The sequence below is a fragment of the Achromobacter sp. ES-001 genome, from assembly GCF_019448355.1.
Lineage (GTDB): Bacteria > Pseudomonadota > Gammaproteobacteria > Burkholderiales > Burkholderiaceae_B > Achromobacter > Achromobacter spanius_B.
In genome coordinates, this window is the sequence record NZ_CP079940.1 from 3,249,446 (window position 1) to 3,274,785 (window position 25,340).

21 protein-coding genes and 1 pseudogene are annotated in these 25,340 nt (G+C 67.8%); 14 read left to right on the forward strand and 8 right to left on the reverse strand.

Annotated features, from left to right (window positions below; genetic code table 11):
* Positions 1-19: 19 nt before the first annotated feature.
* The 6 genes from KYT87_RS14655 to KYT87_RS14680 all read right to left on the reverse strand — a co-directional run bounded on the left by KYT87_RS14655 (position 20) and on the right by KYT87_RS14680 (position 8,162).
* Positions 20-1,096, reverse strand: coding sequence for an ABC transporter ATP-binding protein (locus tag KYT87_RS14655; RefSeq protein ID WP_219992557.1), 1,077 nt, complete (start codon positions 1,094-1,096; stop codon positions 20-22).
* Positions 1,097-1,222: 126 nt separating this feature from the next.
* A complete protein-coding gene (locus KYT87_RS14660) occupies positions 1,223-2,209 on the reverse strand; it encodes an ABC transporter ATP-binding protein (RefSeq protein ID WP_104145756.1) in 987 nt (328 codons plus the stop codon).
* Entirely contained in the window at positions 2,206-3,150 is a 945-nt protein-coding gene (locus KYT87_RS14665; RefSeq protein WP_255594132.1) for an ABC transporter permease, read from the reverse strand. Before KYT87_RS14665 ends, KYT87_RS14660 begins: the two co-directional genes overlap by 4 nt.
* Positions 3,147-4,094 (reverse strand): ABC transporter permease, encoded by a 948-nt coding sequence (locus KYT87_RS14670; RefSeq protein ID WP_223265038.1) that lies wholly within the window; start codon positions 4,092-4,094, stop codon positions 3,147-3,149. Before KYT87_RS14670 ends, KYT87_RS14665 begins: the two co-directional genes overlap by 4 nt.
* Positions 4,081-5,595: an ABC transporter substrate-binding protein gene (locus KYT87_RS14675; protein WP_219992558.1), complete on the reverse strand. Its 1,515-nt coding sequence runs from the start codon at positions 5,593-5,595 to the stop codon at positions 4,081-4,083. Before KYT87_RS14675 ends, KYT87_RS14670 begins: the two co-directional genes overlap by 14 nt.
* A 212-nt stretch (positions 5,596-5,807) precedes the next feature.
* A complete protein-coding gene (locus KYT87_RS14680; RefSeq protein WP_219992559.1) occupies positions 5,808-8,162 on the reverse strand; it encodes a molybdopterin-dependent oxidoreductase in 2,355 nt (784 codons plus the stop codon).
* 320 nt (positions 8,163-8,482) lie between these two features.
* On the opposite strand from KYT87_RS14680, the gene KYT87_RS14685 reads away from it, so the two are divergent.
* The 14 genes from KYT87_RS14685 (at position 8,483) to KYT87_RS29815 (ending at position 24,330) form a co-directional block, all read left to right on the forward strand.
* Positions 8,483-9,241, forward strand: coding sequence for a FadR/GntR family transcriptional regulator (locus tag KYT87_RS14685; RefSeq protein ID WP_046807321.1), 759 nt, complete (start codon positions 8,483-8,485; stop codon positions 9,239-9,241).
* A gap of 193 nt (positions 9,242-9,434) precedes the next feature.
* Complete coding sequence (locus tag KYT87_RS14690; protein ID WP_046807322.1) at positions 9,435-10,940, forward strand: ABC transporter substrate-binding protein; 1,506 nt, start codon at positions 9,435-9,437, stop codon at positions 10,938-10,940.
* 161 nt (positions 10,941-11,101) lie between these two features.
* Positions 11,102-12,016, forward strand: a complete 915-nt coding sequence (locus KYT87_RS14695; RefSeq protein WP_046807323.1) for an ABC transporter permease — start codon at positions 11,102-11,104, stop codon at positions 12,014-12,016.
* A gap of 11 nt (positions 12,017-12,027) precedes the next feature.
* The gene (locus KYT87_RS14700) at positions 12,028-12,894 is read left to right on the forward strand and encodes an ABC transporter permease (protein ID WP_255594134.1); all 867 of its coding nucleotides are present in this window, start codon (positions 12,028-12,030) and stop codon (positions 12,892-12,894) included.
* A gap of 4 nt (positions 12,895-12,898) precedes the next feature.
* Entirely contained in the window at positions 12,899-13,897 is a 999-nt protein-coding gene (locus tag KYT87_RS14705) for an ABC transporter ATP-binding protein (protein ID WP_219992561.1), read from the forward strand.
* Positions 13,894-14,781: an ATP-binding cassette domain-containing protein gene (locus KYT87_RS14710; RefSeq protein ID WP_255594136.1), complete on the forward strand. Its 888-nt coding sequence runs from the start codon at positions 13,894-13,896 to the stop codon at positions 14,779-14,781. Before KYT87_RS14705 ends, KYT87_RS14710 begins: the two co-directional genes overlap by 4 nt.
* Positions 14,778-16,031, forward strand: a complete 1,254-nt coding sequence (locus KYT87_RS14715; RefSeq protein ID WP_255594137.1) for a YncE family protein — start codon at positions 14,778-14,780, stop codon at positions 16,029-16,031. Before KYT87_RS14710 ends, KYT87_RS14715 begins: the two co-directional genes overlap by 4 nt.
* A gap of 68 nt (positions 16,032-16,099) precedes the next feature.
* Complete coding sequence (locus KYT87_RS14720) at positions 16,100-17,095, forward strand: DctP family TRAP transporter solute-binding subunit (RefSeq protein ID WP_046807326.1); 996 nt, start codon at positions 16,100-16,102, stop codon at positions 17,093-17,095.
* Positions 17,095-17,574 carry a TRAP transporter small permease gene (locus tag KYT87_RS14725; RefSeq protein ID WP_046807327.1) on the forward strand — a complete coding sequence of 160 codons (480 nt, stop codon included), beginning with the start codon at positions 17,095-17,097 and terminating at the stop codon, positions 17,572-17,574. The genes KYT87_RS14720 and KYT87_RS14725 overlap by 1 nt, the downstream gene beginning before the upstream one ends.
* Before the next feature lie 4 nt (positions 17,575-17,578).
* Positions 17,579-18,862: a TRAP transporter large permease gene (locus tag KYT87_RS14730; RefSeq protein ID WP_219992562.1), complete on the forward strand. Its 1,284-nt coding sequence runs from the start codon at positions 17,579-17,581 to the stop codon at positions 18,860-18,862.
* Positions 18,859-19,788, forward strand: coding sequence for a CoA ester lyase (locus KYT87_RS14735; RefSeq protein WP_219992563.1), 930 nt, complete (start codon positions 18,859-18,861; stop codon positions 19,786-19,788). The genes KYT87_RS14730 and KYT87_RS14735 overlap by 4 nt, the downstream gene beginning before the upstream one ends.
* Positions 19,785-21,524: a thiamine pyrophosphate-binding protein gene (locus KYT87_RS14740; protein WP_219992564.1), complete on the forward strand. Its 1,740-nt coding sequence runs from the start codon at positions 19,785-19,787 to the stop codon at positions 21,522-21,524. Before KYT87_RS14735 ends, KYT87_RS14740 begins: the two co-directional genes overlap by 4 nt.
* A gap of 14 nt (positions 21,525-21,538) precedes the next feature.
* Complete coding sequence (locus tag KYT87_RS14745) at positions 21,539-22,834, forward strand: Zn-dependent hydrolase (protein WP_219992565.1); 1,296 nt, start codon at positions 21,539-21,541, stop codon at positions 22,832-22,834.
* Positions 22,831-24,330, forward strand: coding sequence for an aldehyde dehydrogenase (locus KYT87_RS29815; protein WP_255594138.1), 1,500 nt, complete (start codon positions 22,831-22,833; stop codon positions 24,328-24,330). The genes KYT87_RS14745 and KYT87_RS29815 overlap by 4 nt, the downstream gene beginning before the upstream one ends.
* A 200-nt stretch (positions 24,331-24,530) precedes the next feature.
* Here KYT87_RS29815 and KYT87_RS29820 read toward each other — a convergent pair.
* Together KYT87_RS29820 and KYT87_RS14755 are read right to left on the reverse strand one after the other, a co-directional pair.
* Positions 24,531-25,142, reverse strand: a pseudogene (locus tag KYT87_RS29820) (4'-phosphopantetheinyl transferase); the annotation flags it as partial.
* Positions 25,143-25,183: 41 nt separating this feature from the next.
* Positions 25,184-25,330, reverse strand: a complete 147-nt coding sequence (locus tag KYT87_RS14755; RefSeq protein ID WP_162941133.1) for a hypothetical protein — start codon at positions 25,328-25,330, stop codon at positions 25,184-25,186.
* Positions 25,331-25,340 lie beyond the last annotated feature (10 nt).

Genomic DNA, 25,340 nt, shown 5'->3' on the forward strand with positions numbered 1-25,340 from the left:
GCTCCAATAAAGTAATGAATCAGGGTGTAGCAGGAATCTGGTCGGCGAACCAGCACGCCACGGCATGGGCCGGCGCGACGGATGACTGGGGCGTGGCCGGCGCGGTCGGGGTGACCGGGATGGCCGGCTTTGCAGGCGGGCCGGACGCCCCCGTCAACAACGGCGGGGCCTCCTGCCGGCAGCGTTCCGTGGCCAGCGGGCAGCGCGGGTGATAGCGGCAGCCCGAAGGTGGCGACATCGGGCTGGGCGGCTCGCCTGGGGCGACCCGATAGTGCTCGCGCTGCGCGTCCGCCCCACGTCGCGGCTCCGGCACGGCGGCCAGCAGCGCGCGGGTATACGGATGCCTGGGGCGTTGATAGATGTCATCACGCGGGCCCGTCTCGACAATCTGCCCCGCATACATGATGGCGATGCGATGCGACACGTGCCGCACCACCGCCAGGTCGTGCGCGATCAGCAGGAACGACAGGCCCAGTTCCTGTTGCAGGTCCTGGAACAGGTTGATGATCTGGGCGCGCACCGATACGTCCAGCGCGGACACGGGTTCGTCCGCCACGATCAAGTCGGGCTGCACGGCCAGGGCACGCGCGATACCCACGCGCTGTCGCTGGCCGCCCGAGAACGCGTGCGGATACCGCTGCGCGGCGTCGGCGGGCAGGCCGACCTGGTCGATCAGCTGGGCGACGCGGCGCCGCAGGGCGTCCCGGCCCGCGCTCCAACCGTGCACGATCAGCGGTTCGGCAATGGCGTCGAATACGGTGTGGCGCGGGTTCAGGCTGGTGGACGGGTCCTGGAACACCAGCTGCATGTGCCGCCGCAGCTGGCGCAGCTGCGTGTTGCCGGCGCGCGTGATGTCTTCGCCCCGGAAATGCAATGAGCCCGAGGCCAGCGGCGCGCGCCGCAGCACGGCCCGCCCCAGGGTGGTCTTGCCGGAACCGGACTCGCCGACCAGACCCAGCGTTTCACCGCGCGCCAGGTCCAGCGACACGCCATCGACCGCCCGCGCCAGCACGGGCTTGCCGAACCAGCCGGCCGATCGCACCGGAAAATGCACGCGCAGGTCGCGCGCCTGTAGCAATACGTTGGCGTCGGTCATCGAGCGGAATTCATTGGGGGGGTATTCATCGGGCGGTGCTCATCAGGCGGTGCTCATCAGGCGGTACTCATCAGGCGGTACTCATCAGGTGATACTCGTCAGGTGAAACTCATCAGGCGGTATTCATCACACGTTTGTCCAAGCTGGCGTATACGGACGCACGCAAGCGGCCAAGCGCCCCTGGCCGACGTCTTGCAGCGGCGGGCGGCGCGCGCACGCGGCATCCGCCGCCGGGCAACGTGGCGCAAAGTCGCAGTGCTGGGCACGCTGGCGCAGATCCGGCGGCACGCCTTCGATGGCGATCATGCGGTGGCGCGTGTCGTCCAGACGCGGCGTGGCGCGCAACAGCCCCGCGGTGTAGGGGTGCGCAGGCGCCGCGTACAGCGCGTCGGCGTCCGCCAGTTCCACCAGGCGGCCGGCGTACATGACGGCGACGCGGTCGGCCACCTTGGCCACCACGCCCAGGTCATGCGTGACCAGCAACAAGGCCAGTCCCAGCCGCTGCTTGAGCGTGGCAAGCAGTTCCAGGATCTGCGCCTGGATGGTGACGTCCAGCGCCGTCGTGGGCTCGTCCGCGATCAAAATCCGGGGCTCGCAGGCCAGCGCCATGGCAATCAGGATGCGCTGGCGCTGGCCGCCTGAGAACTCGTGCGGCAGCCGCCCCAGGCGCTCGGACGGCTTGGGTATGCCCACCTGCGCCAGCAGCTCGACGATGCGCGCGCGGCGGCGGCTGGCATCCAGCTTGGTGTGACGCCGCAGCACTTCGTCGATCTGCGTACCGATGGTCAACAGCGGGTTCAGCGCGCTCATGGGGTCCTGAAACACCATGGCGATGCGGTTGCCGCGCAGGTCTTGCAGCACCCGGGGCGGCGCAGCCAGCAGGTCGATGTCGTCGAACCACACCTGCCCGCCGGCCACGCGGCCCGGCAAGGTGGTCAAGCCCATCAAAGCCAGCGCACAGGCGCTTTTACCGGAACCGCTTTCTCCGACCAGCGCCAAGGTTTCCCCGGCATGCAGGTCGAACGACACGCCGTCCACGGCGTTCACGGTGCCATGCCGGGTCAGGAATTGCACGTGCAGGTCGCGCACGCGTAGCAAGGGCCGCGCGCTCATCGACGCACCTTCGCAATCAGACGGCGGGCAAAGTCTTTTTCTCGTTCGCGGGGGTCCAGCGCCAGACGCAAGCGGCTCGCGGCCAGGTTGACGATCAACACCGTCAGCGCGATCGACAAGCCCGGAAATGTAGCCAGCCACCACGCGCTGGTCAGGTAATTGCGGCCGTTGGCCACGTCCAGGCCCCACGACACCGCGGGCGGCTGCACCCCGACGCCCAGGAACGACAGCGCTGCTTCCGCCAGCACCACGCGCGCAAACTCCAGCACCATCAAGGTGATCAGCGGCGCTGCCAGGTTGGGCAGGATGTGGCGCAGCAGGATGCGGCCCGCGCGCGCGCCGATCATCTCGGCGCTTTCGATATAGGGCAGCTGGCGCACGGACAGCACCACGCTGCGGATCTGGCGTGCGTAGACCATCCAGCCGTTCAAGGCCAGTGCCAGTATCACTGTGCCCGGCCCGGGGCCGAGGATCACCAGTATCACCAGCGACAACAGCAGGCCCGGAAACGCCACGTGCACATCAACCCAGCGCATCAAGGCGGCGTCCACACGCCCCCCGGCAAACCCGGCAATCAGGCCGACCAGCACGCCAAAGCTTGCCGACACGGCTACCACGGCCGCGCCGATCAGGATTGACAGCCGCGCGCCGTGCAGGATCCGGCTTAGGACGTCGCGGCCCAGGTTGTCGGTGCCCAACAGATTGGCGACCGTGCCGCGCGCTTCCCAGACCGGGGGCCGCAGGCGCGCCGACAGCTTGATGGCCGCCGGGTCATATGGCGCCAGCCAGGGCAGCACGATGGCCACCACCGCCAGCAGTAGCAGCAGCGCCGCCGCCAGCACCCAGCCGCGCTGCCGATCGGACAGCGCCTGCCAGCCGCGTGCGCGCGGCGCGTCGGGCGCGGGCGCCACATTCCCCATCCAGGCCGGAACGCTGCTCATACCGCGATCCTGGGGTCTAGCAGCCGGTACGCAATGTCCAGGCAGAAATTGATAAGCACGATCAGGAACGCAATGAAGAAGACCACCGCCTGCAACAGGACCAGGTCCTGGCGCTCGATGGCCTGGATGGCGGTCTGGCCCAGGCCGGGCCACGCAAAAACGGTTTCAACGACGACGGTGTGGCCCGCCAGCATGCCGGCAAATTCCCATCCCAGCAGCGCCACGGTGGGCACGGCGGCATTGCGAAGCGCGTGCACCAGTACGATGCGGCCGGACCGCAACCCCTTGGCGCGGGCGGTACGCACGTACAGGGAATTCAATTCGTCGATCAGGGCGGAACGCAGCATCATGGCGATGCGGCCCAGCGCGGGCAAGGCCAGCGTCAGCATGGGCAGGATGGCGCTGCCCGGCGCCTCGGCGCCCGATGACGGCAACCAGTTCAAGGTCACTGCAAACAGCAGGATCAGCAACAGGCCCAGCCAGAACTGCGGCAATGACAGGCCGCCCAGACTCAACACCACGGAAATGCGGTCGGCCCACTGCCCGGGGCGCAGCGCGGCCACGATGCCCAGCGGCACGCCGACCACAATGGCCAGGCTCAGCGCGCCCAGGCACAGCGTCAGCGTGTTGGGCAGGCGTTCCAGCACGATGTCCATGGCGGGCCGCTGCTGCCAGATGGAATTGCCGAAGTCGAACGAGGCGATGTCGCGCAGGTAGTGCAGATACTGCGCCCAGATGGGCCCGTCCATGCCCAGCGCGCGCGCCAGCACGGCACGGTCGGCGGCGGACGCGTCCACCGGCAACATGGCCTGGACGGGGTCGCCCACCAACCGCGTCACGATGAACACGATCGTGGTTACGCCAAACACCACCAGCAAACCTTGCGTGAAGCGGCCCAACAAGAAGCGCGGCAAGCCGCGCCCGCTGTGATTACTGGGTGACACGGATGTCCTTCAGCGGAATCAGGCCATCAACGCGCGGCGCGAAATCAATGCGCTTGGACAGGCCGAAGATCTCGCCCCCTTCCAAAAGAAACACCAGATACGCTTCGTCGCGGCCAATCTTCAGCGCGCGCGTATACAGCGCCTGGCGCTTGACCGGGTCAGCCTCCTGGCGGGCGGCGTCGATCAGGCCCTTGAGCTCGGCGTTGTCGTTGGCGGCGGCCACGCCGCCGTCGGCGTAGTAGGCGCTAAGGGTGCGGTCGGCGTCCAGCAACTGGTTCGAATGGCTGCTGCTGATCTGCGCTTCGGTGGGCACGCGGTTCTTGTTGATGGCTTCCAGGTATTCGGCCCAGGCCAGCACGCGGAAATTCACCTTCAGGCCGGCCGCCTCCCAGTAGGCGGCGATGGTCTCGGCCAGTTCCTTGTCTTTCAGCCAGCGGCCGGACGGCGCGTACAGGTCGATGGACTTGCCATAGGCGCCCGCCGCCTTGAGCAGCTCGGCGGCGCGCGCGGGGTCATAGGGATACGGCTGGATGCTGGCGTCGTAGCCGAACCAGCCGGGTGCCAGCAGCTGCCCGCGCGAGACGGCCGCATAGCCGCCGTACAGGTCCTTGGCCAGCGCCTCTTTGTCCACCGCGTAGTTCAAGGCCTGGCGTACGCGCACATCGCGGGTCAGCCCCTTCAAGGCGTTCAGCGACACGAACGGCAGGTCGGTGCCTTGCAGGGTGACGGCGCGGGCGACGCGCTTGGTGTCTTCGGGCAACACGTTGGTGATGAAGTCGAAGTCGCCGGCGCGCAGGCCGGACAGGCGCGTGCCCGGCTCGGCCACGAACCGATAGGTGGCGCGGTCGACGTTGCCTACCGCTTGCGGATTCCAGTAGTTCGGGTTGCGGGACAGCACGATGCGGTTGCCCTTGGCCCATTCCGTCAACACGTACGGGCCGCTGCCCACCGGCTTCTGGCCCAGGCTGCCGTCGGCGGCGGCCCCGGGCGACACGATGGTCAGCCACGACAGGCGCGCGGGCAAGGCGGGATCGGCGCCGTTGGTGAACACGCGCACCGTGACGGCATCGACCGCCTCGGCGCGTTTGATGCCCAGAAAGAACGGCCGCTGACGCGACGCGGTCTTGGGGTCGACGATGCGGTTGATGCTGGCGGCCACGGCGGCCGCGTCCAGCGGCTGGCCGTCGCTGAATGTGAGCTTGGGGCGCAGGGTCACTTCCCAGGTGTCCGCGCCGGTCTGGCGCGGCAGCTCGGTGGCCAGTTGCGGCACCAATTCGCCCTTGGCGGTGCGAGTGATCAGGGTTTCGAAGATGTTGCGCGACACGGCGCGCTCGGAACCGTCCTGCGCGGTCTGCGGGTCCAGCGTTGACGGTTCGGTGCCCAGCGCCAACGTGATGTCGGCCGCCTGGGCCGCCGACATCACGGCCGTCGACAGCACGGACGCTGACAACACGGACGCTGACAGGGCCAGGGCCAAGCCCTGGTAGCGGTGACGGCTCATTGTGCACTCCGGATCAGAAAGACATGCGAGTGCGGGGCACGATGTCGCAGGTCGGTAAATTAGGAATCCGGAGTTTGCCGCTAGAAATCAGAACGTGCCGTTGTAATGATATGCCTGGGAAATCCTTGACGCGGTGGTGACTGCCGCTTCAAGTCATAAGGGTCAAGACGTCATCAAGGTCGCAAAATCATCGGGTTCGTCAGCGCACGCTTCTATGCTGCCGCCGGCGAAATGCGGGGCAATTCCCAAGCGCGATGCGGCGCGGCCACGTCGAGGGTTGGGTTCGGGTTCGGGTTCGGGTTCGGGTCCAGGTTCGGCCCCAGGTTCTGGTCCAGGTTCGGAGCAGCCTCAACCTGCACCAGCGCCGTCTGCGCGCTGGACCCCTGCGTCAGCCGCGACGTGCCGATGTCGGCCGTCAGCGTATTCGGATTGCCGTGCCGGTCCAGATCGCCGTCCGGGTCGGACCACGCGCCGGTGGACATCTGCACCACGCCCGGCAGCATGCCGGCATCCAGCCGCACGCCGGCCAGGCAGGCGCCCCGCGCATTGAAGACACGCACGCGGTCGCCGTCGGCGATGCCCCGCGCGGCGGCGTCCTCCGGGTGCATCGAGATGGGCTCGCAGCCCTGAATCTTGCTTGACCGCGACAACGCGGCCGGGTCCAGCTGGCTGTGCAGGCGATGGCGCGGCTGGTTCGTCAGCAGATGCAGCGGCCACGTGTCGACAACGGGCGCGCCCAGCCATTCCGATGGCGCCAGCCACACCGGATGCCCCGGGCAATCGGCGTAGCCAAAGCCCGCCACCACCTCGGAGGCCAGTTCGATCTTGCCGCTGGGCGTGCGCAGCGGATGCGCTTGCGCGTCGCGGCGAAAGTCCTCGAACAGCACGTACGGCGAGTCGGGCGCGGGCACCTCGGCGTAGCCGCGCGCCCAGAATTCATCGAAGGGCGGCAACGTCACGCCGCGCTCGGCGCAGCCCCCGCGCATGCCGTCGTACACGTGGCGGCACCAGCCCATTTCGTCGCGCCCGGCCGTGTAGGCCTCGTGAAAGCCCGCGCGCCGCGCCAGCTCCGCGAAGATGTCGAAGTCGTTACGCGCCTGCCCTTGCGGCGCCACCGCGCGGTGCATGGCGAACACGTAGGGGTCGCGCGACGAGCCGCCCACGTCGCAGCGTTCCAGTGATGTCGTGGCGGGCAGCACGATGTCGGCGCGGCGCGCCAAGGGTGTCCACCACGATTCATGCACGATCACGGTATCGGGCTTGGTCCACGCCTGCCGCAAGCGGTTCTGGTCCTGATGGTGATGGAACGGGTTGCCGCCCGCCCAATAGATCAGCTTGATGTCCGGATACGTGTGGCGCGCGCCGTTGAAGTCATATGGCTGGCCGGGCGACAGCAGCATGTCGGCGATGCGCGCGGCGGGGATGGCCAACTGTGCCGGGTTCTTCGGCACCGGGACTTCGGGGCCGGGCACCCGCCGGCGCGGCTCGCCTATGCCGTTCAAGGACGCGTGGCCGAACGCAAAGCCCCCGCCCGGCAAACCAATCTGACCGGCCAACGCGGCCAGCCCGATCAAGGCCCAGTAAGGCTGTTCCCCATGTTGCGCGCGTTGCAACGACCACGCCGCCGTCAACAGGCTGCGTTGCGCCACGATGGCGCGCGCCAGTGCGGTGATGGTGGGCGCCGGCACACCGCAGATGCCGGCCGCCCATTGCGCGTCCTTGGGCTGGCCGTCGGCCGCGCCCGTCAGGTAGTCGGCCCAGGTATCGGCGCCCACACAGTGGCTGGCGAGAAACGACGCGTCGTGCCGCCCTTCGGCCAGCAAGGTGTGCGCCATCGCCAGCATCAGCGCAGTGTCGGTGTTGGGCCGAATCGGGATCCACTCGGCGGCGATGCCGTCCGGCACATCGGCGCGCGTGGGGCTGAGCACCACCAGGCGGATGCCGGCCGCCTGCGCGCGAGCCAACCAGGCCGGCAAGTTGTGCAGCCCCGCGCCGCCCGATGTCACCTGGCTGTTCTTGGTGGGGATGCCGCCAAAGGCCACGATGACGCGCGTGTTGGCCAGCACGCTGTCCCAGTCGGTAACGTCGCCGCTGACCGGGCTGAAGGTGCCGATGACGTGCGGCAACAGGAATTGCGCCGCGCCCCAGCTGTAGTTGCCGACCTGATCGACGCAACCACCGCCTAGAAACAGGAACCGGCGGATCAAGCTGCGCGCGTGGTGGACTCGACCGGCCGACGACCAGCCATACGAGCCGCCAAAGATACCGCCGGGTCCGTGCTCCGCGCGGACGCGAGCCAGTTCCCCCGCCACCAGGTCCAGCGCGTGGTCCCATTCCACTTCCACGTAGTCGTCGCCTTCGCGCTCGCGGTTGCCCGCCAGCCAGCCCCGGCGCACCGCGGGCCGCTGCACGCGCAACGGCGAATGCTGCATTTCGGCGATGGAGTCCAGCATGGGCGACGGCGCGGCATCGGCATGAAAAGGCTCGCAGCCGACGACTCGCCCATCTTTCACTACGGCGGTGAACGCGCCCCAGTGCGCAAGCGAGGGATAGCGGGAGTCAGTCATGGAAGGCGTAAGGGTCTGCGGTTCAAGGAGATTTTCGCGAAGCATAAACGATGAGCCCCGCTAGTGGTTTTCCCTGAAAACGGGCAAATACGCGGTCACCCGCATTCCCAAGCGCGTCTGGCTCCGGTACATTTCGTCCAGTGGCCTGACCACCGGACCATCAGGTAGCCGAACAAAGGCCAGCGCATTCCACGCGGCCCCTGAAGCTGAAACTGAAGCCGAAGCCAAACCCGAAGCCGCAGCCCGTCAAAACGTTATCCAAGACACATCCGCCCCAGACCTATTACGCTCTACCCCCCGGAACCCACTTTCACGCCACGATGAATTCCCTTCAGGCCGTTGCCCCCACCCGCCTTTACCGCATGATTGCCGACCAGATCGCCGCGCGCATCAAGGCGGGCCACTTTCCCGTTGGCGGCCGCCTGCCGGCCGAGCGGGAATTGGCCGAGCAGCTGCAAGTGAGCCGGGCGTCGGTGCGCGAGGCGCTGATCGCCCTGGAAATCGAGGGCTATGTGGATGTGCGCGTGGGCACGGGCGTGTTCGTCTGCGCCCCGCGCGAAGACGGCCAATATCACGACGCCCGTGACGCGGCCACGCCACCGGCGGCGGCCGCCGATAGCGCGGCGGGCAGCGCTGAAGCCACCGACATCGGTCCCTTCGACCTGTTGGAAACCCGCCTGCTGATCGAGCCGGAATGCGCGGCGCTGGCTGCACAGAAAGCGTCGCCCGCACAGATTGCCGCCATCCGCGCCGCGCACGACGGCATGTCGCTGACCGAATCGCCCAGCGTGCACGACCGCGCCTTCCATAGCGCCATCGGCGCGGCATGCGGCAACGCCGCGCTGGCCGCCGCCATTTCGCACATCTGGCACCTGAGCACCCTGAGCCCGGTGTTCCACCGTCTGGAAGAACACTTCGTGACCACCAAGGTGTGGATCGAAGCGCAGAAAGAACACGAACGCATCCTCGCGGCCATCGTCGACCGCGATCCCATCCGCGCGCGCCACGCCATGCATGACCACCTGGTCGGCATCCTGGCGCGCCTGCGGGAAGATTTCGGCAACGTTGGGATTCGATGAGCCCATGACCTCATAACGCGCTAACCCGCCATGGCCTGACGCCCGGGCCTCTCCCCTTACCGACCGTGCAAGCACCGCCGGCGCAGATTGCGCCGCCCGCGGCAAGGGGATCGGCTTGTCCGTTGAAACGTGAATTCGCAGTCCCCGCAGCACCCGTCGTCCACACACATAAAAACAGTTCAAGGTGAAAAACATGCAGCTGACCCGTACCGTGAAGGTAATAAGCGCGGCGCTATTGGCGCTAGGCGCTCATGCCGCCCAGGCCAACAAGGCCGACAATTCCCTCAACATCGCGTTCGACGCGGCGCCCGCCACGCTGGACGCCTACAAGGAATCAGACCGCCCCGGCCTGGCGCTGGCGCGCATGGTGTTTTCGGGCCTGCTGCAAAAAAACCAGGACACGGGTGAATTCGGCCCGTCCATCGCCACCGGCTACAAGTTCGTGGACGACACCACGATCGATCTGCCGATTCGCCGCGACGTGAAATTTCACGACGGTTCGCTACTGACCATCGACGACGTGCTGTACACGCTGAACCTGGTGTCGTCCGACACCTACAAGGCGCGCTTTCAGAACCAGGTGGCCTGGATTGCCCGCGCCGAAAAAGTCGGCGACGACACCGTGCGCATCAAGATGAAGACGCCCTACCCGCTGGCGCTGGAAATGCTGTCGGAAAACCTGCCGATCTATCCGCGCAAGTACTACGAGGCCAACCAGTCCGACATGGGCGCCAAGCCCATCGGCACCGGCCCCTACCGCCTGACCGACAGCCAGCCCGGCAGCCGCTACGTGTACGAACGCTTTGACGATTACTTCGGCGCCAAGCCCGCCGTGCAGAAACTGGTGGTGCGCGTGCTGCCGGACGCCAACACGCAGTACGCCGAGCTGCTGTCCGGCGGCCTGGACTGGATCTGGCGCGTGCCGCCCGACGTGGCCAAGCGCATGGAGAAAACGCCGTCGGTTGCCGTGAAAAGCAGCAGCATCATGCGCATCAGCTATATCTCGCTGAACCCGCGCTTTGACGACGGCAAATCGCCGCTGGCCAAGCAGGAAGTGCGCCAGGCCATCAACCACGCCATCGACCGCGAAGCCATCCGCAAGGCGCTGGTCGGCGGCGCGTCCAAGGTCATCAACGCCGCCTGCAACCCGGCGCAGTTCGGCTGCTCGGCCGATGTGCAGACCTACAAGTTCGACCCCGCCCGTGCCAAGCAATTGCTGGCCCAGGCCGGCTACCCCAACGGCATCACGCTGGACCTGGTGATCTCGGCCCCGCCGCGCAGCATCCTGGATGCGGCCGCCGCGCAAATGGCGCAGGCCGGCATCAAGGTGAATCTGGTGGAACAGCAATACGGCGCCGCCATGACCAACTGGCGCGACGGCAAGATCGCCATGCTGGCGTCCAACTGGGGCTCGTACGGCATTGCCGACGCGGCGCTGTCCACCAGCAACTTTTTCCGTGGCGGCCCGGACGACCAGGCGCGCAACCCGGACGTCATCAAGTATCTGGAAGCCGCCGACACGTCGGTCGACCGGGACCTGCGCGCGAAGAACTACGCCGCCGCGCAGAAGATCGTCGCCGACCAGGCGTACTGGGTGCCGCTGTGGAACCACTCGCTGAACGCCGTGCAGGCCAAGGACCTGAACTTCTCGGTGGATGGCGACGAGTTTCCGCGTTTCTACAAGGCCACCTGGAACTGATCCGGCGGCCATCGCGCCCAGGCGTTGTTCCAACCGTTTTGCCCGTCCGATCCAGGCGCTTGATGCGCCTGGGCGGAACGGCGCGCGCCGACGCAAGCCGCGGCATGTCGATGCTTGCCGATGCGCCGCCGCCAGCCGACGCTAGCTCTATAGGTTGACCCATGATTGCATTCCTGTTTCGCCGCTTGCTGGTCGCCGCCCTGCTGGTGGTGTTCGTATCGCTGATCAGCTTTTCGCTGGTGTTTGCGTCCGGCAACCCGGCCGCGCGCCTGGCCGGTGAAGGCAGCGCGGCCGACGCCGCCCGCCTGTCGCAACAGCACGGCTTTGGCGATCCCATCCTGGTGCAATACGGCCGCTGGCTGGCGGGCGTGGTGCGCGGTGATTTTGGCGACAGCCTGTACTTCAGCCGTCCCGTGGCCGAATTGCTGGGCCAGCATTTCCCCGCCACCGCCAAACTGGGCCTGGCCGCGATGGCCTTTGCCTTGCTGCTGGCGATACCGCTGGGCGTGCTGGCCGGCTTGCGCAAAGGCTCGCTGGTGGACCGCGCCACCATGCTGCTATCCGCCTGCGCACAGGCCATGCCGCCGTTCTGCCTGGCGTTTTTGCTCATCATCGTGTTCAGCGTGCGCAACCAATGGCTGCCCGCCTCGGGCTTTGACACCTGGAAGCACTACGTGATGCCGGTGGTGGCGCTGGGCCTGTTCGCCATGCCCGCGATGCTGCGGCTGATGAAGTCCGAAATGGAAACCGTGCTGGCCACCGACTACATCCGCACCGCGCGTGCGATGGGCCTGGGCGGCGCCAGCGTGGTGTTGAAGTACGCGCTGCGCAACGCGCTGCGGCCGCTGGTGTCCCTGGCGGCGGCGCAGATGGGCACCTTGCTGGCCGGCTCCGTCGTCATCGAAACCGTGTTCGCCATCAATGGCGCCGGGCTGCTGGCCTGGACGTCCATCCTGCGTGGCGACTTCCCCACGATGCAGGCACTGATCCTGATCTTTGCGCTGATCTACATCGTGCTGACCCTGCTTGCCGACCTGGTCAACGGTTGGCTGGACCCCCGCGTGCGAGCCGCCTGATGAATACCGCTATGACCGCTACCGCGACTTCCCTGCCCGCCGCCACGCGCGGCGACCGTCTGGCGCGCGCCGGCCAACTGCTTGGCCTGGCCGTGCTGGCCCTGCTGGTGCTGGCCGGCCTGATCGGCCCGTACCTGATCCCGCACGACCCCTATTCGCAAGACCTGCTGGCGCGTCTGCAAGAGCCCGTGTGGGCTGAAGGCGGTGACTGGAACCACATCCTGGGCACCGACCAGCTGGGCCGCGACGTGTTGGCGCGCGCGCTGTACGGCGTGCGGGTGTCGGCGCTGATCGGCTTGTCGGTCGCGCTGATGGGCGGGCTGATCGGCACCACCCTGGGGGTGGTCGCCGGGTATTTCGGCGGCGCCGTGGACCGCGCCGTGTCCTTCCTGATTACCGCCCGCCTGGCGCTGCCCATCATCCTGGTGGCGCTGGCCGTGGTGTCGGTGGTGGGCGCATCGCTGACCGTGGTGGTGCTGGTGCTGGGCCTGCTGCTGTGGGAACGCTACGCCCTGGTGGCGCGCACCATGGCCGCCGGCCTGCGCAACGCCGAATTCGTCACCGCGTCGCGGCTGCAAGGTTGCACGCCTCTACAAATCATCTGGCGCGACATTCTGCCGAACCTGGTGGGCAACCTGCTCATCATCGGCACGGTGGACGCGGCCATGGCCATCACGCTGGAAGCGTCGTTGTCATTCCTGGGGCTGGGCGTGCCCGCGCCGATGCCGTCGCTGGGCCTGATGATTGCCGAGGGCAAGGAAAACATGTTGTTCCAGCCGTCGCTGGTGGTCATCCCCAGCATCGTGCTGTTCGTGCTGGTGCTGTGCGTGAACCGCGCGGGCGAAACGCTGCGCGCCATCCAGATGAAAAAGGGCTGAGGCCATGACCGCGACGTCCCACCCCCTGCTGCGGGTTGAAAACCTGCATATCGACATCCATACCGCCACGCACACCAAGCACGTCGTACGCGCGGTGGACTTCACGCTGGAACGCGGCAAGACGCTGTGCATCGTCGGCGAATCGGGCTGCGGCAAATCGTTGACGGCGCTGGCGCTGCTGGACCTGCTGCCCGCCGCCGCGCGCCGCCGCATGACGCGCTTGGAGTTCGCCGGGCAAGACCTGTCCACGCTGACGCCGCGCCAGCTGGCCGAACTGCGCGGCGCGCGCATCGCCATGATCTTTCAGGATCCGATGACGTCGCTGAACCCGGTGTTTCAGATTGGCACGCAGCTGATCGACGTGATGCGCCGGCACAAGCGCGTCAGCCGCCGCCAGGCCGCCGAGCGCGCGCAATACCTGCTGCGCCGGGTCGGCATCACCAACCCGGAAGAACGCATGCGCCAGTATCCGTTTGAGCTGTCGGGCGGGCTGCGCCAGCGCGTGATGATCGCCATGGCGCTGATGTGCGGCCCGGAATTGCTGATTGCCGACGAGCCCACGACCGCGCTGGACGTTACCGTGCAGGCCGAATTGCTGGACCTGCTGCGCGACATCCAGGCCGAGTTCGGCCTGGGCATGGTGTTCATCTCGCATGACATGGGCTTGGTGGCGCGCATCGCCGACCACGTCATCGTCATGTACGCGGGCGACATCGTCGAAGGCGGCAGCGTGGCCGAGGTGCTGGCGGACCCGCGCCATCCTTACACCACCATGCTGTTGAACTGCATCCCCCAACCCGGACGCACCGCGCCGCATACCGACCTGCCCACCATCGCCGGGGCCGTGCCGTCGCTGGACACCGCCATCCGGGGCTGCGCGTTTCGGGATCGCTGCCCGGTGGCCGAACCGCGTTGCGCGCAGCCGATCGCCCCGCGCGTGCAGGGCGAACACCGCTGCCTGTGCGTCAAACCCGGCGCGCTGCGCGCAGGAGCCCTGGCATGAATACTTCCATGAACAAGGCCACCGCCATGCCGTCGGCCACCCCGCCCACCAGCGCGCCCACCACCGCGCCCACCACCGCGCCAAGCACCGCGCCCGGCAGCATCCGCCTGGACGCGCTGTCGTTCCACTACGGCCGCGCCAGCCTGTTCTCGCGCCGCCCCGCGCCGCGCATCCTGCATGACATCGACCTGCATGTGCCCGCCGGCCAGACCATCGGCCTGGTCGGTGAATCCGGCAGCGGCAAGTCCACCATCGCCAAACTGATGCTGGGCCTGTTGGCGCCCACCCAAGGGCAGGCGTTGCTGGACGGAAAGCCGCTGACCGCCATGCCCGCCCGCGCCCGCGCACGCCGCATCCAGATGGTGTTCCAGGACCCCTATTCGTCGCTGAACCCGCGCCGCACCATCAACGAAATCCTGACCGCGCCGTTGCGCGTGCATGGCATCGGCAACGCCGCGTCGCAGGCGGCGGCCGTGCGCCGCATGATGGACGCCGTGGGGCTGGTGCCCGCGTTTGCCGGCCGCTACCCGCGTGAACTGTCGGGCGGCCAGCGCCAGCGCGTGGCGATTGCCCGCGCGCTGATGCTGGAACCCCAGCTGCTGATTTGCGATGAGCCCACTTCCGCGCTGGACGTTTCCGTGCAGGCGCAGATCCTGAACCTGCTGATGGAACTGCAACGCGAACGCGGCCTGGGCTATCTGTTCATCAGCCACAACCTGGCGGTGGTGCAGCACATTGCGGATGAGATCGTCGTGCTGCAAGGCGGCCGCGTGGTCGAGCGCGGCGCGGCGGACCAGGTTTACTTTGCACCCAAGCACCCGTACACCCGGCAACTGATCGGCGCGACGCTGGCCGTGCCCGAAGCGCGGGAGCTGGCGGCATGAACGCACACCCGACCGCAGTGACGACCAGCCCGGTGACGACCAGCCCTGTGGCAACCAGCCCCGCGACAACGCCCCTGGCCGCCACACCCGGCAGCGCACCGATGCCAGCGGCGCAACCGCCTGCCCCCGCCCCGCATTACCTCCTGGTCGGCAACGACGAGAAAGTCACCTGGGACGACGGCCGGATCCGCTTCCTGGCGCCCGGCCGCGACTCGCTCAGCATCTTCGACGCCGCCGCCAACCCCGCCGCGCCCGCCTTGGTGGCCACCCTGCCGCTGCCCAATTCGCTGTTTGGTCCGCCCGTCAATCTGGCCGTCACGCCGGACCAGCGCCTGGCCTTGATCGCCGATTCCATGGCGTGGCCCGAACGCGCCGATAGCAAGGGCTGGCAGCCCACCCCGGGCCGTGACCTGTATGTGGTGGACCTGACCGCCACGCCGCCGGCCATCGTGCAGACGCTGCAAGCGGGCTTGCAACCGTCCGGCCTGTCGATCAACCGCGCGGGCACGATGGCCCTCGTCGCCAACAAGGCCGGCTGCTCGGTGTCCGTGCTGACCATCCGCGATGGCCGCGTGGCCGTCTGCGGGGAAATCGACCTGGGCACGCCCGTGGTCGCCGTGTCGTTCTCGGCCGATGGCCGCCGCGCCTACGTCGTGAAGACCGATACGCACCGGCTGGCCGTGCTGCACGTCGACGACACCGGCCCCACGCCCCGCGTCACGCACGATCCGTCCGAAGACCTGACCACCGGGCTGGTGCCGTTCAACCTGGTCGTGTCGCCCGATGGCGCGCTGGCCTTGGTGGTGGATATGGGCAGCCCCACGGCGTCCGACGGCCATGCCGATTCCATCAGCGTGGTGGATTTGCAAAGCGATCCGCCACGCGTCGTCGACCGCGTCATGGTGGAAGACGGCCCCGAAGGCATCGCCATCAGCCCCGATGGCCGCCACGCCGCCGTGGCCATCGTGCAAGGCTCCAACAACCCGTCGTCCGACTGGTTCCACCATCCGCACGGCAAGATCGTGCTGTTGCACATCGACGGCTTGCGCGTCACCCGCGCGGGCGCCATCGATGTCGGCGCCTTGCCCGAAGGCATCGCCTTCAGCCCCGACAGCCGCTACCTGTATGTCGGCAATTTTCTGGACGCAACCTTGCAGGTGCTGGCCGTGGGAGACAACGGCCTGACCGATACCGGTACGTGTATCCCCCTGCCCGGCCACCCCGCATCCATGCGGGCGCAATCCTACTGAGCGGGGCCGCACCCCGCCGCCTGTTGAACCCACCACCCCTACTTCTCTCTTGCATCTGGAGTTACTTCATGACCCACGCTCCCCAAACGTTTCGCGCCCTGATCGGCGGCGCTCTGCTTGCCGTGGCCGGCTTTGCGCCGCTGTCCGCCCATGCCCTGGACATCAAGCTTGGCCACGTGCTGGCTCCCAGCCACAGCTGGAACAAGGCGGCCGAGGGTTTCGCCGCCGAGGTCAAGGAAAAGACCGCCGGCCGCGTCAACTTCGTGCTGTTCCCCAGCGGCCAGCTGGGCAACGAAAAGACCATGCTGGAAGGCTTGCAGATCGGTAGCCAGGGCGCCGCCATCATCGGCTCGGGTTCGTTGCAGCCGATTGAACCGAAGTTCGGCGTGGTGGAACTGCCGTACACGTGGTCGTCGTCGCAGCAAGCCTACAAGGCCTACGACGGCGAGCTGGGCGAGGCGCTGGCCAAGCTGGCCGACAAGAAGAACCTGACGATCATCTCGTGGTGGGAAAACGGCTTTCGCCACGTGACCAACAATCGCGGCCCCGTGAACAAGCCCGCCGACCTGACCGGCCTGAAAACCCGCGTGACGCCCGACAAGATGCGCCTGGACACCTTTACCGCGCTGGGCGCCAACCCGGCCCCGCTGGCCTTTGGCGAGCTGTACTCGGCGTTGCAGCAAAAGGTGTTCGACGCGCAAGAGAACCCCTTGTCCATCATCTACACGTCGTCGTTCTTTGAAGTGCAGAAGTACCTGTCGCTGACGGGTCACGTGTGGGGCCCGGCCAACCTGATCATTTCCAAGCCGGTCTGGAACCGCATTTCCGCCGATGACAAGAAGGTGGTGCAGGCCGCCGCCGACAAGTGGCGCGACGCCCAGCGCAAGATGATCACCGACGGCGACCAGCAGTTCGTGGCCCAGCTCAAAGAAAAAGGCATGCAGGTCAACGAGGTCGACAAGGCCGCCTTTGCCGCCGCCGTGCAGCCCGTGTGGAAGACCTACTCGGTCACCTACGGCCCCGAGCTGATGGCGATTGTGCAGAAGTACCGCGAGGCCCAGTAATGCTTAACCGACTGTCCGCCATCCTGTCGGGCATCAGCAAGGCCTTTGCCGCCCTGGCGGTGGCCTTGCTGGCGATCCTGATCTCTTACGTGGTGTTCTCCCGCTTTGTCACGCACACCACGCCGCACTGGGCCGAGGAATTGCCGCGCCTGGTGCTGGTGTGGTCGGCCTTCATCGGCGGCGTGGCGTGCAGCTACGAACGCTCTCACCTGATGGCCGGCCTGCTGCCTTTCGTGGTGCGCAGCCCGCGCGTGCTCAATGCCTTCGAGCGGCTGAACCAGCTGCTGGTCATCGTGGGCCTGGCGGCGCTGGGCTACGCGGGCTGGCAACTGGCCGAGCTCACCGGCGACCAGACGCTGCCCGCGCTGGACGTGTCCGCCGGCACGGTCTACCTGGCGTTGCCGTTTGCGTGCGCGGTCACCATCGTCGTCCATCTGGCGCAGCTGTTCGCGCCCACCCCCGCCACGGCAAAGGAATAACAAGATGTCTTCGGGTGCTCTCTTCCTGATGGGCGTGTTTACGATCACCGTGTTGATCGACATGCCCATTGCATTCGGCCTGGTGCTGTCGTGCCTGGCCTATCTGGCCGTGTATGACTCGGCGCCCATGATGGTGGCGGCGCAGCAGTACGTGGTGGGGCTGGACAGCTTCACCCTGCTGGCGATTCCGCTGTTCATCCTGGCCGCGCAGCTGATGAACGGCGCCGGCCTGACGCAGCGCATCGTGCGCCTGTGCGCCGCCATCGTCGGCGACATCAAGGGCGGCCTGGCGGTCGTGGCCGTGCTGGCCTGCCTGATGTTCGGCGCGCTGTCCGGCTCGGGCGTGGCCGACGTGGTCGCCATCGGCAGCCTGTTGTTGCCCGCCATGGCGCGCAGCGGTTACGACAAGGGCTTTTCCTGCGCGCTGGTGGGCAGCGCGGGCGCCACGTCCACCATCATCCCGCCCAGCATCGTGCTGATCGTCTACGGCACCATCACCGATACGTCGGTGGGCAAGCTGTTCGTGGCCGGCATCATCCCCGGCATCCTGCTGGGCCTGTCCTTGATCGGCGTGGCCATCTGGCAGTCGCGCAAGCACAACTGGGCGGGCGGCCAGCCGTTTTCCTGGGGCGAACTGCGCGCTTCGGCCATCGATGCGCTGCCCGCGCTGATGGTGCCGGTGCTGATCATCGGCGGCATCCGCTTCGGCATCTTCACCGCCACCGAAGCCGCCTCCAGCGCGATTGTCTACGCCCTGTTGATCGGCTTTTTCTGGTACCGCACGCTTAGCCTGAAATCCTTGTGGGACAACCTGAAATCCACCGGCGAAAGCAGCGCGTCCATCCTGCTTATCATCGGCGCGTCCGGCCTGTTTGCCTGGGTGCTGGTGGCCGAACAGGTGCCGCAAGCCTTATCCACCCTGCTGGTGGAATGGACCGACAGCAAGACGGCCGTGCTGCTGGTGCTGACGGTGGTATTGCTGCTGCTGGGCACCTTCATGGAGGCCATCCCCGTCATCATCATCGTGGCCCCCGTGGTGATGCCGGTGCTGGCACACTACAACATCGACCCGGTGCATTTCGGCATTCTGCTGTCCATCAACATGGCCATCGGCGCCAACACGCCCCCGGTCGGGGTAGACCTGATGGCCGCCTGCAAGATCGGCGGCATCAACATGATGCAAACGCTGCGCCCGCTGTCCTGGATGATGCTGGCCATGACCAGCGTGATGTTGCTGCTGACGTTTGTTCCTGAACTGGTGCTGTTCCTGCCGAGGCACGTGCAATGACCACCCACACCTATTTACGCCGCCCCGCCGCGCTGCGCCGCAGCTGGATGTTCGTACCCGGCATGGACGCCGCCGCGCAGGCCGCGGGCCTGGCCAGCGGCACGGACGCGCTGGTGGCCGACCTGGAAGAATTCACCGCGGCGGTGGAACGGCCCGCCGCCCGGCCACGCATTGCGGCCTTGTTTGCCACGTGCCGCGCGCAGGGCGTCGTGGCGGCCGTGCGCATCAACAAGCTGGAAGACGACGGGCTGGCCGACCTGCGCGGCGTGATGCCGGGCGCACCCGATGCGGTGTTCCTGCCGCACGCCGAAAGCGCCGCGCAGATCGTTGCGCTGGATCAGGCCATCACGGCGCTGGAAGCCGAACTGGGCTTGCCCCCCGGCAGTACCGAGATCGTGCCCACGCTGGAATCGGCGCTCGGGCTGGTGCGGGCCTACGACATCCTGACCGCCAGCCCGCGCGTGTCCGCCTGCCTGCTGGCCGCCGAAGACCTGACGGCCAGCCTGGGCGCCGAGCGCGGCAAGGACGGCATTGAACTGCACGCCGTGCGCGCCCGCTTTCTGGTGGACTGCACCGCCGCCGGCTGCGTGCCGATCGACTGCCCGTTCAATTACCGCGACCTGCCCGCCCTGGAAGCGGACCTGCGCTGGGCGCGCCGCCTGGGCCTGAAATCCAAATGCGCCACGGTGGCCGAACAGGTGCCCCTGATCCACCAGGTGTTCACTCCGGCCCCGCCAGACGTGGACGCCGCGCACGACTGCGTGGCGCGCTTCGAGGCGCAACGCGCCGGCCGCCACGACGCCGAACGCATCGACCCGCCCACCTACAACACCGCGCGCCGCCTGTTGGCGCGCCACGACCAATTCGAACGATGGGCCGCCGAGCGCCGCGCGCAGGCCGTGCCACAACAAGGAGACCTTGCATGACGTCATCCGCACTTCCCGAACGCAACGGCGGCCAAATCCTGATGCAGCAGCTGCGCATCCATGGCGCGCGCCGCGTGTTCATGATTCCCGGCGAAAGCTACCTGCCGTGCATCGACGCGCTGAACGAACACACCGACGCCATCGAACCCGTGGTCTGCCGCCAGGAAAGCGGCGCGGCCTACATGGCCGAGGCCTATGGCAAGCTGACGGGCGAACCCGGCATCTGCTTCGTCACGCGCGGCCCGGGCGCCACCAACGCCAGCATCGGCGTGCACACCGCCTACCAGGACTCCACGCCGATGATCCTGTTCGTGGGCCAGGTCGGCAACGACTTCATGGAACGCGAAGCCTTTCAGGAAATCGATTACCGCCGCATGTTCGGGCAAATGGCCAAGTGGGTGGCGCAGATCGATCGCACCGACCGCATCCCCGAATTCATTTCGCGCGCCTTCGCCGTCGCCACCAGCGGCCGGCCCGGCCCCGTGGTGCTGGCGCTGCCAGAAGACACGTTGTGGGGCACGGCCCGCGTGGCGGACCTGCCGCGCTACCCGCGCGTGCACACCCACCCGGGCGCCGCCGATCTGACGCGCATGACCGAATTGCTGAACGCCGCCGAACGCCCCTTCCTGCTGCTGGGCGGCAATGGCTGGCACCAGACCGCCATCGACCAGGTTGCCGGTTTTGCCGAACGCTTCGAGCTGCCCGTGGGCACCGCGTGGCGCCGCCTGGAATGTTTTGACCAGCGCCATCCCAACGCCGCCGGCCACGTCGGCTGGGCGATGACGCCGGAACTGCGCCAGCGCGTCAAGGACGCCGACCTGGTGCTGGCCGTGGGCACGCGCCTGGGCGAAGCCACGACCGAAGGCTATACCGTCATCGAAAGCCCGCTGCCGCGCCAGAAGTTGATCCACGTCTACCCGGACGCCGCCGAGCTGGGTCGCGTGTTTTCGCCCACCCAGGCCATCGTGGCGGATGTGGCCAGCTTTGCCGCCAGCCTGGCGGACCTGGCGCCCGGTCATGCCAAGCCGCGCGGCGAGGCCGTGCGCATCGCGCATCAGCAACTGGTGGACAGCCTGACCCCGCTGCCCGCGCCCGGCCCGATGAGCCTGGACGCGGCGGCCGCCTACGTGGACGCGCACGTGCCGCCCAACGCCTGCATCACCGTGGGCGCGGGCAACTACGCGCTGTATCCGCACCGCTATCGCCGCTACACCGGCCCGGGCACCAGCCTGACCCCCACCGTCGGGTCGATGGGCTACGGCCTGCCCGCCGCGATTTCGGCCAAGCTGCAAGACCGTGCCCGCACCGTGGTGTGCTACGCGGGCGACGGCTGCTTTCAGATGAACATGCAGGAACTGGGCGTGGCCTTGCAGTACAAGCTGGGCGTGGTCGTGCTGGTGTTCAACAACAGTATCTGGGGCACCATCCGCGCCCACCAGGAACGCGAGTTCCCCGCCCGCACGATTGCGCTGGGCTTTGAAAACCCCGACTTTACGCAGATCATCCGGGGCTACGGCGGTTATGGTGAAGCCGTGGAAACCACGGAAGATTTCGGACCCGCGTTTGAACGCGCGCTGGCCTTTGCCGATAAGGAAAGCCTGCCCGCGCTGCTGGAAATCCGCTACGACGCCAACGGCATCGCCCCGGGCGAAACGCTGATGGGCATCCGCCAAGCCGCGCAAGCCCGCATCGCGCGCGGCAACGACACCCCGAACTCCGCCAACAATGGCCATTGACAGGACGTGAACCCATGACAAGCACGATTTCGATCAACGGACAGCGGCTGTGGCAGTCGCTGATGGACCTGGCGCGGATCGGCGCCACCCCCAAGGGCGGCAACTGCCGGCTGGCGCTGACCGCGCTGGACGGCCAGGGCCGCGACCTGGTCACCGGCTGGATGCGCGAGGCCGGCATGACGCTGCGCGTGGACCAGGTGGGCAACATCTTTGCGCGCCGCGCCGGCCGCAACAACGACCTGCCGCCCGTCATGACCGGCAGCCACATCGACACGCAGCCCACCGGTGGCAAGTTCGACGGCTGCTACGGCGTGCTGGCCGGGCTGGAAGTCATGCGCAGCCTGAACGACCACGGCGTCGTCACCGAGGCGCCGCTGGAAGTGGCCATCTGGACCAACGAAGAAGGCTCGCGCTTTTTGCCCGTGATGATGGGCTCCGGCGTATTCGCCGGTAAATTCCCGCTGGAAGTGGCGCTGGCCGCGCGCGACCACGACGGCAAGTCGGTGGCCGACGAACTGGCCGCCATCGGCTACGCGGGCGCGGACCCCGTGGGCGGGCGGCCGGTGGGCGCGTACTTCGAGGCGCACATCGAACAAGGCCCCATCCTGGAACATGAAGACAAAGTGGTCGGCGTGGTGACCGGGTCGCTGGGCGTGCGCTGGTACGACGTGGTGATCACCGGCATGGAAATGCATGCCGGCCCGACCCCCATGCCCATCCGCCGCGACGCGCTGTACGCCGCCACGTTCCTGTTGCAGGCGGTAATCGGCATCGCCAACGACAACCAACCGCATGGGCGCGGCACGGTGGGCGAAATCCACGCGCATCCGGGCTCGCGCAATGTCATCCCCGGCCAGGTCCGCTTCACCGTGGACCTGCGCCATGAAGACGAAGCCACGCTGACGCAGATGGACGCGCGCTGGCTGGCCGCGTGCACCGACGTAGCCGAACGCCACGGCGTCACCGTTGACGTCAAGCAGGTGCAGTACTTCCCGCCCACCCCGTTCGACCCGGACCTGGTGGCAAAGGTGCGCGACGGCGCCACGCGCCGTGGCCTGGCCGCCATGGACATCGTGACGGGCGCCGGCCACGACGCCGTCTACATGGCCAGCGTCACGCCCACCGCCATGATCTTCGTGCCCTGCAAGGATGGCGTGAGCCACAACGAGATCGAAGACGCCAAGCCCGCCGACCTGGAAGCGGGCTGCAACGTGCTGCTGGACGCGATGGTTGCGCGCGCCAACGCGCACAGCGATACGCCCCCCGGCTCCACCACCCCATCCCGCCTTCATTCCGGAGAACCCGCATGAGCCAACACGACCGCGCCTATTGGCATGACCGCGCCGCCACGCTGCGCATCGACGGCCGCGCCTACATCGACGGCGCCTACTGCGCCGCCGCCGACGGCGCTACGTTCGCCGCCTCCAGCCCCATCGACGGCCGGCGGCTGGCCGACGTGGCCGCTTGCGGCCAGGCCGATGTAGACCGCGCCGTGGCCGCCGCGCGCCGTGCGTTCGAAGCCGGCGTCTGGAGCCAGCTGGCCCCGCGCCAACGCAAGGAACGCCTGCTGCGCCTGGCCCGCCTGATCGACGAACACACCGAAGAACTGGCGCTGCTGGAAACGCTGGACATGGGCAAGCCCATCCGCGACGCGCTGGCTTTCGATGTGCCGGAGACCGCGCGCTGCTACGCCTGGTACGCCGAAGCCATCGACAAGATCTACGACGAGATCGCCCCGACCGGCCCGGACGCGCTGGCCACCATCACGCGCGAAGCGCTGGGCGTGGTCGCGGCCGTGGTGCCGTGGAACTACCCGCTGATGATGGCCGCCTGGAAAGTGGCGCCCGCGTTGGCGGCGGGCAACAGCGTCATCCTGAAACCGGCCGAACAGGCCTCGCTGTCGGCCATCCGGCTGGCGGCGCTGGCGGAACAAGCCGGCATTCCGGCCGGCGTCTTCAACGTGGTGCCGGGCCTGGGCGCGGTGGCCGGGCAGGCGCTGGGCCGCCACCCCGACGTGGACTGCGTGGCGTTCACCGGGTCCACCGCCACGGGCAAGCGCTTCATGAGCTATGCGGGCGAATCGAACTTGAAGCGGGTGTGGCTCGAATGTGGCGGCAAGTCGCCGCACATCGTGTTTGACGACTGCCCCGACCTGGACCGCGCCGCGCAAGCCGCCGCGCTGGCCATCTTCTCGAACCAGGGCGAAGTGTGCATCGCCGGCTCGCGCCTGTACGTGCAGGACGGCATTTACGACGCCTTCATGGAAAAAGTCGCGGCGGTGGCGACCACGTTGCAGCCGGGAGACCCGCTGGACCCGGCCACCGCCATGGGCGCGATGGTGGACGAACGGCAGATGCAGGGCGTGCTGGACCGCATTGCCGCCGGCCAGTCCGAAGGCGCAAGGTTGCGCATCGGCGGCAAGCAGGCGCGCAGCGACACGGGCGGCTACTACATCGAACCCACCATTTTCGATTGCGCGCACCAGGATTCCGCCTTGGTCCGCGAAGAAATTTTCGGCCCGGTGCTGGCCGCGCAACGTTTCGGCTCCGAAGACGAAGCCATTGCGCTGGCCAACGACTCGGTCTACGGGCTGGGCGCGGGCCTGTGGACGGCCAACCTGTCGCGCGCGCATCGCCTGTCGCGCCGCCTGCGCGCGGGTCTGGTCTGGGTCAACTGCTACGCCGATGGCGACATCACGGTGCCGTTCGGCGGCGTCAAGCAATCGGGGTCGGGCCGGGATAAGTCCCTGCACGCGCTGGACAAATATTCGGACTTGAAGACGACCTGGATCAGCTTGACGGTGTGAATGGCGTGGCGGGGCCGGCCGGATGGAGCCGCGGGGGCGCAGGCGCCCCCCCCGGCCCCACCCGCCCCCGCCCCACCCGCCGCCACGCAGCAGGCCGTCAGCACCCCATCGGCCACCCACGCGTAGCGCACGCTTACCGCCTGCCCGGCCCGCCAAGCGACGTCATCCCAATCGCGGGTCAGGGTCAGCGTCACTTCGGCCCTGCTTGCGCTTATTGCCGTCAATTCGGCGGCATCAAAATCCTGGAACCTGCGCAGGCGCGGATACAGCGCCTTGTACAGCGCTTCCTTGGCGGAAAACAATAAGGTCAGCGCATGGGGGCGATCCCACTGCGCCGCCATGCGGGCAAGTTCGCGCTCGGTCGCCACCAGCGGCTGCACGTCGGCCACGGTTTGCGGGGCGATCAGATCCTGCAAGTCCAGCCCCAACGCCTGGCACCGCGCTGCCGAAGCGACCGCCGCAACCGCCCACGCCCCGCTATGGCTGATGCTGCCCAACCACCCCGCCGGCCACACCGGCAGCCGCTCGTGCACGGGCAACACCGGCCCCCGAACCGTCGCCCCTGTGTCCTTCGCCCCTGTGTCCTTCGCCCCCGCGTCCTTCGCCCCCGCTTCCTTCTCCCCCGCCTCCTTCGCTCTCGCCTCCTTCGCCCTCGCCTCAAGTAATGCCCGCCATGCACACACCCGGCCCGCCACGAACTCGGCGCGCCGCCCGGGGCTCATCGCCCCGGTTGCCTGGCGCCACGCCAAGGCCTCATCGCCCACGGCGGCAAGCAAGTGCTCCGCCGCCTGGGCAACGGGCATGGACGCCATGCACACCCAGTCGGGCAGGCGTAGCGCTTGGTGCAGTCCGGTCACGGGGCGTCATCCACCCCGCCATACAGGGCGGGCAGCAAGATCGGCAAGGCGGCACCTTTCCGCAAACGGCCATGCGAGGTTTCCACCTGCACGACCGCGCTGATCTTGGCTTTCATTGAGTCCAGAGCCAGCAGGCGGGCCATGTTTTTTGCC

Coding starts and splice junctions, on each gene's coding strand:
- KYT87_RS14655 (WP_219992557.1), bottom strand. CDS start 1,096: ATGACCGACGCCAACGTATTGCTACAGGCGCGCGACCTGCGCGTGCAT.
- KYT87_RS14660 (WP_104145756.1), bottom strand. CDS start 2,209: ATGAGCGCGCGGCCCTTGCTACGCGTGCGCGACCTGCACGTGCAATTC.
- KYT87_RS14665 (WP_255594132.1), bottom strand. CDS start 3,150: ATGAGCAGCGTTCCGGCCTGGATGGGGAATGTGGCGCCCGCGCCCGAC.
- KYT87_RS14675 (WP_219992558.1), bottom strand. CDS start 5,595: ATGAGCCGTCACCGCTACCAGGGCTTGGCCCTGGCCCTGTCAGCGTCC.
- KYT87_RS14680 (WP_219992559.1), bottom strand. CDS start 8,162: ATGACTGACTCCCGCTATCCCTCGCTTGCGCACTGGGGCGCGTTCACC.
- KYT87_RS14685 (WP_046807321.1), top strand. CDS start 8,483: ATGAATTCCCTTCAGGCCGTTGCCCCCACCCGCCTTTACCGCATGATT.
- KYT87_RS14690 (WP_046807322.1), top strand. CDS start 9,435: ATGCAGCTGACCCGTACCGTGAAGGTAATAAGCGCGGCGCTATTGGCG.
- KYT87_RS14695 (WP_046807323.1), top strand. CDS start 11,102: ATGATTGCATTCCTGTTTCGCCGCTTGCTGGTCGCCGCCCTGCTGGTG.
- KYT87_RS14700 (WP_255594134.1), top strand. CDS start 12,028: ATGACCGCTACCGCGACTTCCCTGCCCGCCGCCACGCGCGGCGACCGT.
- KYT87_RS14705 (WP_219992561.1), top strand. CDS start 12,899: ATGACCGCGACGTCCCACCCCCTGCTGCGGGTTGAAAACCTGCATATC.
- KYT87_RS14710 (WP_255594136.1), top strand. CDS start 13,894: ATGAATACTTCCATGAACAAGGCCACCGCCATGCCGTCGGCCACCCCG.
- KYT87_RS14715 (WP_255594137.1), top strand. CDS start 14,778: ATGAACGCACACCCGACCGCAGTGACGACCAGCCCGGTGACGACCAGC.
- KYT87_RS14720 (WP_046807326.1), top strand. CDS start 16,100: ATGACCCACGCTCCCCAAACGTTTCGCGCCCTGATCGGCGGCGCTCTG.
- KYT87_RS14725 (WP_046807327.1), top strand. CDS start 17,095: ATGCTTAACCGACTGTCCGCCATCCTGTCGGGCATCAGCAAGGCCTTT.
- KYT87_RS14730 (WP_219992562.1), top strand. CDS start 17,579: ATGTCTTCGGGTGCTCTCTTCCTGATGGGCGTGTTTACGATCACCGTG.
- KYT87_RS14735 (WP_219992563.1), top strand. CDS start 18,859: ATGACCACCCACACCTATTTACGCCGCCCCGCCGCGCTGCGCCGCAGC.
- KYT87_RS14740 (WP_219992564.1), top strand. CDS start 19,785: ATGACGTCATCCGCACTTCCCGAACGCAACGGCGGCCAAATCCTGATG.
- KYT87_RS14745 (WP_219992565.1), top strand. CDS start 21,539: ATGACAAGCACGATTTCGATCAACGGACAGCGGCTGTGGCAGTCGCTG.
- KYT87_RS29815 (WP_255594138.1), top strand. CDS start 22,831: ATGAGCCAACACGACCGCGCCTATTGGCATGACCGCGCCGCCACGCTG.
- KYT87_RS14755 (WP_162941133.1), bottom strand. CDS start 25,330: ATGGCCCGCCTGCTGGCTCTGGACTCAATGAAAGCCAAGATCAGCGCG.